The 4,793-nt window shown below is 59.4% G+C and carries 2 protein-coding genes and 4 rRNA genes; 4 read left to right on the top strand and 2 right to left on the bottom strand.

The window, feature by feature from the left end; translation table 11 throughout:
- Both BIU82_RS11750 and rrf read left to right on the top strand, forming a co-directional pair.
- Window positions 1-237, top strand: a 23S ribosomal RNA gene (locus tag BIU82_RS11750); the annotation flags it as partial.
- A 166-nt stretch (window positions 238-403) separates the two neighbouring features.
- Window positions 404-520: ribosomal RNA gene (rrf, locus tag BIU82_RS11755) — 5S ribosomal RNA — on the top strand.
- Window positions 521-596: 76 nt separating this feature from the next.
- On the opposite strand, the gene BIU82_RS11760 is transcribed toward rrf, so the two are convergent.
- Together BIU82_RS11760 and BIU82_RS11765 are read right to left on the bottom strand one after the other, a co-directional pair.
- Window positions 597-1,838: an RNA polymerase sigma factor gene (locus BIU82_RS11760; RefSeq protein ID WP_083292306.1), complete on the bottom strand. Its 1,242-nt coding sequence runs from the start codon at window positions 1,836-1,838 to the stop codon at window positions 597-599.
- 7 nt (window positions 1,839-1,845) lie between these two features.
- A complete protein-coding gene (locus tag BIU82_RS11765) occupies window positions 1,846-2,265 on the bottom strand; it encodes a YciI family protein (RefSeq protein WP_070349665.1) in 420 nt (139 codons plus the stop codon).
- 510 nt (window positions 2,266-2,775) lie between these two features.
- Here BIU82_RS11765 and BIU82_RS11770 point away from each other — a divergent pair.
- Both BIU82_RS11770 and BIU82_RS11775 read left to right on the top strand, forming a co-directional pair.
- A 16S ribosomal RNA gene (locus tag BIU82_RS11770) occupies window positions 2,776-4,173 on the top strand.
- 538 nt (window positions 4,174-4,711) lie between these two features.
- Window positions 4,712-4,793, top strand: a 23S ribosomal RNA gene (locus BIU82_RS11775); the annotation flags it as partial.

Below are 4,793 nucleotides of genomic sequence, written 5' to 3' on the forward strand. Positions count from 1 at the left end.
CGGACGAACCTCTGGTGTGTCAGTTGTACTGCCAAGTGCACCGCTGATTAGCTACGTTCGGATGGGATAACCGCTGAAAGCATCTAAGCGGGAAGCTCGCTTCAAGATGAGATTTCCAAACACCCTCGGGTGTTGAAGGCCCCCAGCCAGACCACTGGGTTGATAGGCCGGACGTGGAAGACAGGACCAACGACTGTCGAAGCCGACCGGTACTAATAGGCCAACAACTTACACCACACACCACCCCCCAAAAGTGGTGAACGATCAAATGCTCCGCGTCCACTATGTGGTTCCCAACCAACAACACCAACGGGAACCAACACAACAAAATACAGAACCAGCAAGCACCTGGTAACCACAAAGTCTTCCCACCACCCCACCAGGGTGGAGCGGGTACAAGGGTTACGGCGGTCATAGCGTGGGGGAAACGCCCGGTCCCATTCCGAACCCGGAAGCTAAGACCCACAGCGCCGATGGTACTGCACCCGGGAGGGTGTGGGAGAGTAGGACACCGCCGGACAACCATTAGGTCGAGGCCCCCAAACCACACGGTTTGGGGGCCTCCCACATTTAACCCACAACACCACCAACAAGCACTACTGCAGCTCCCGGATCTTGCCTTCCAGGACCATTCGTTCGGCACTGCTTCCGCACAATGCCAAGGCTTCCTGCAGCGCCGTCCGGGCTTCTTCGCTGCGCCCAAGCCGGCTGAGGAGCTCGCCGCGGACGGTTGGCAGCATGTGGGAGCCGGCGAGCTTTCCGCCGGCTGAGATCGCGTCCACCAGTTCCAAGCCCGCGGCCGGGCCAGAGGCCATCGCGACGGCCACCGCATGGTTGAGCTCGACGACCGGCGACGGAGCCAAGCGCCCCAAAGCTTCGTAGAGAACCACTATCCGGGACCAGTCGGTGTCCTTGGCTGTCGGCGCAATTGCATGGCATTCCGCGATGGAAGCCTGCAATCCATACGCGCCCAGCCCGCGGCCGGCGGCGACCGCCCGCGCAAGGGCGGCACGTCCCCGCCGGATCGCCGAGCTGTCCCAGCGCCGGCGGTCTTGGTCCTCGAGCAGCACCGGCCGGCCGTCGTCGTCGTTCCTTGCGGGGAAACGGGCAGAGGTAAGTTCCAGCAAGGAGAGCAAGCCGAATACTTCGGGTTCCGGCTTCAACCGCACCATCATGCGGGCCAGGCGCCTGGCCTCGTCAGTCAACCCGGTCCGGATCCAGTCGTCTCCGCTTGCATAGGAGCCTTCGGTGAAGATCAGGTAGATCACCTGGAGGACGGAGCTGAGCCGCTCGTCCAGCTCATGTGCTTCGGGTACGGCGAACGGCACGTTCGCGGCCGCCAGCGTCTTCTTTGCCCGGGTGATGCGCGCTTGGATCGTAGCAACGGGCACGAGGAACGCCTTCGCAATCTCGTCGCTGCCCAAGCCGCCGACTACGCGCAGGGTCAAGGCGATCCGTGACTCCCTGGACAACACGGGATGGCACGCGGTGAACATCAAGGCGAGGACGTCGTCGTCGATCGCTTCCTCGTTGAAGAGTTCGTCCGCGCCGGGTTCGTCGGAGAGGTCCCGGGCGAGGACGGCATACCGGTCATCAAGCGCAGCGCGGCGGCGGAAGGTATCGATGGCGCGACGCCGGCCCGTGGTCAGGAGCCAGGCAGCCGGCTGCCCCGGCACCCCGTTGACGGACCATGACACAAGTGCCTCTGCCAGTGCTTCCTGGGCGAGGTCTTCTGCCAGGGAGAAGTCGCCGGTGTAACGGGCCAGGGCGCCGACGATCCGTGCGGATTCCATCCGCCATACGGCCTCGACGGCGCCCCGTGCCTCATTGCTGTTCACTGCTGGTTCAGAGCTGCCCGGTCTGCTCGCGCCAGGCGCGTTCCTTCTGGATCCACTTGTTGTCCTGGGGGAACTCGTCGATGGTGGTGACCCGGCGGATCTCCGTCTTGCTGCCCGCGGTCATCGGCGCGCGCTTGGCCCATTCGACTGCTTCCTGCTTGGACGCGACGTCGAGGATGTAGTAGCCGGCGAACAGTTCCTTGGTTTCGCCGTAAGGACCGTCGGTTACCACGGGGGTGTCGCCGGTGAAGTCGACCACCACACCTTCATTGGCATCATCCAGGCCTTCAGCCGCGAGTAGCACCCCGGCCCGGATCAGTTCGTCGTTGAACTTGCCCATGGCGTCCATGATTTCGCTGAAGTCGGTCTCCGCGAAGGCGGCGAACGATTCGTCGGTGGGGCGCATGATGAGCATGTACTTGGCCATGATGTTCTCTCCTTGGTTCCGGAAGGTCGCCTTCCGACCTTCTCACCCATAGGTCGAACGGCACCAGAGCAGATCGACATGGTGCCCGAAAAACTTTTTCAGGGGCCCGACGGCGGCCGGCGGCTATGCCGGCAGCTCGCCTTGGTAAGGGGTGGGGAGCCCCTCCCGGGCCGGATTTGCCTCCGGCTCCGGAAGCGTGTAATGTTTTCTGAGTCGCCGCGAGAGGGACGGAAAAGCTGAAAGGCTTTGAGGTTTCGGAAGGCGGCAGAATCCCTTTCTTAGATGGTCACTTTGGGTGACGCGCTGATGCGTGTCCTGTGGCCTCGGGTTTGCGGATCTGTTGTTTGAGAACTCAATAGTGTGCCAAGTTTGTTGATACCGATTTTTTATTGAATTGGTTAGGCGCCAGGTTGTCCACCCCCGTGGATGGTTTGGTGTTTTTAGCTGGTTTCAGATTTTGTGCAGCCATTCGGCCTTCTTTTTCCGGGGGTTGGTGGTTGTGTCTGTTTTTTGACGGAGAGTTTGATCCTGGCTCAGGATGAACGCTGGCGGCGTGCTTAACACATGCAAGTCGAACGATGAAGCACCGCTTGCGGTGTGGATTAGTGGCGAACGGGTGAGTAACACGTGAGTAACCTGCCCTTGACTCTGGGATAAGCCTGGGAAACTGGGTCTAATACCGGATATGACCTTTTACCGCATGGTGGAGGGTGGAAAGCTTTTGTGGTTTTGGATGGACTCGCGGCCTATCAGCTGGGCGCAAGCCTGATGCAGCGACGCCGCGTGAGGGATGACGGCCTTCGGGTTGTAAACCTCTTTCAGTAGGGAAGAAGCGAAAGTGACGGTACCTGCAGAAGAAGCGCCGGCTAACTACGTGCCAGCAGCCGCGGTAATACGTAGGGCGCAAGCGTTATCCGGAATTATTGGGCGTAAAGAGCTCGTAGGCGGTTTGTCGCGTCTGCTGTGAAAGACCGGGGCTCAACTCCGGTTCTGCAGTGGGTACGGGCAGACTAGAGTGATGTAGGGGAGACTGGAATTCCTGGTGTAGCGGTGAAATGCGYAGATATCAGGAGGAACACCGATGGCGAAGGCAGGTCTCTGGGCATTAACTGACGCTGAGGAGCGAAAGCATGGGGAGCGAACAGGATTAGATACCCTGGTAGTCCATGCCGTAAACGTTGGGCACTAGGTGTGGGGAGCATTCCACGTTTTCCGCGCCGTAGCTAACGCATTAAGTGCCCCGCCTGGGGAGTACGGCCGCAAGGCTAAAACTCAAAGGAATTGACGGGGGCCCGCACAAGCGGCGGAGCATGCGGATTAATTCGATGCAACGCGAAGAACCTTACCAAGGCTTGACATGGACTAGACCGGGCTGGAAACAGTCTTTCCCTTCGGGGCTGGTTCACAGGTGGTGCATGGTTGTCGTCAGCTCGTGTCGTGAGATGTTGGGTTAAGTCCCGCAACGAGCGCAACCCTCGTTCCATGTTGCCAGCACGTGATGGTGGGGACTCATGGGAGACTGCCGGGGTCAACTCGGAGGAAGGTGGGGACGACGTCAAATCATCATGCCCCTTATGTCTTGGGCTTCACGCATGCTACAATGGCCGGTACAAAGGGTTGCGATACTGTGAGGTGGAGCTAATCCCAAAAAGCCGGTCTCAGTTCGGATTGGGGTCTGCAACTCGACCCCATGAAGTCGGAGTCGCTAGTAATCGCAGATCAGCAACGCTGCGGTGAATACGTTCCCGGGCCTTGTACACACCGCCCGTCAAGTCACGAAAGTTGGTAACACCCGAAGCCGGTGGCCTAACCCCTTGTGGGAGGGAGCCGTCGAAGGTGGGACCGGCGATTGGGACTAAGTCGTAACAAGGTAGCCGTACCGGAAGGTGCGGCTGGATCACCTCCTTTCTAAGGAGCCTCTACCACGTGTTCTGGTGGTGACTGCATGGTCGCTTCCGGGTGTGGTCAGGAGATTAAGCCCATTGCGCAGGCGTTCGTTCTGCGGTGGGTGCTCATGGGTGGAATATCAACGAATCAAACTGGTTTTGGCATGGCTGCCTTCTCGGGTGTCCTGGTGTGAGTACGACAACTCCTTTCATCGTTTGGTGTGGGGGTTGTGGGGAAAGCGTTCCGGGGTGCCGGGGTGTGGTGGGTGTGTTTGGCGCACTGTTGGGTCCTGAGGCAACAGGACCTGCAACGATGAGTTGCCGGGCCCGTGACGGGTCACCCTGTGGGGTGGTTCTGGGGTTTCTGGTTTTCCTGTCCTTGCCGATCATGCACTGTTGGTGTGTGGGGTGTGGGGGTTGGGGTTGTTGTTTGAGAACTACATAGTGGACGCGAGCATCTTGAGGCATGCACCCTGTTTGGGGTGTGTGTTGATAGCAATTTCTTTTGATGAACCTGGCCTTTGGCTTGGTTCTCTCGAGAGTTAGTTTTTGATCTGTGTGGTCAAGTTTTTAAGGGCACACGGTGGATGCCTTGGCATCAGGAGCCGATGAAGGACGTAGGAATCTGCGATAAGCCTGGGG

The sequence above is a fragment of the Arthrobacter sp. SW1 genome, from assembly GCF_001766675.1.
In the GTDB taxonomy this organism is placed as follows: domain Bacteria; phylum Actinomycetota; class Actinomycetes; order Actinomycetales; family Micrococcaceae; genus Arthrobacter.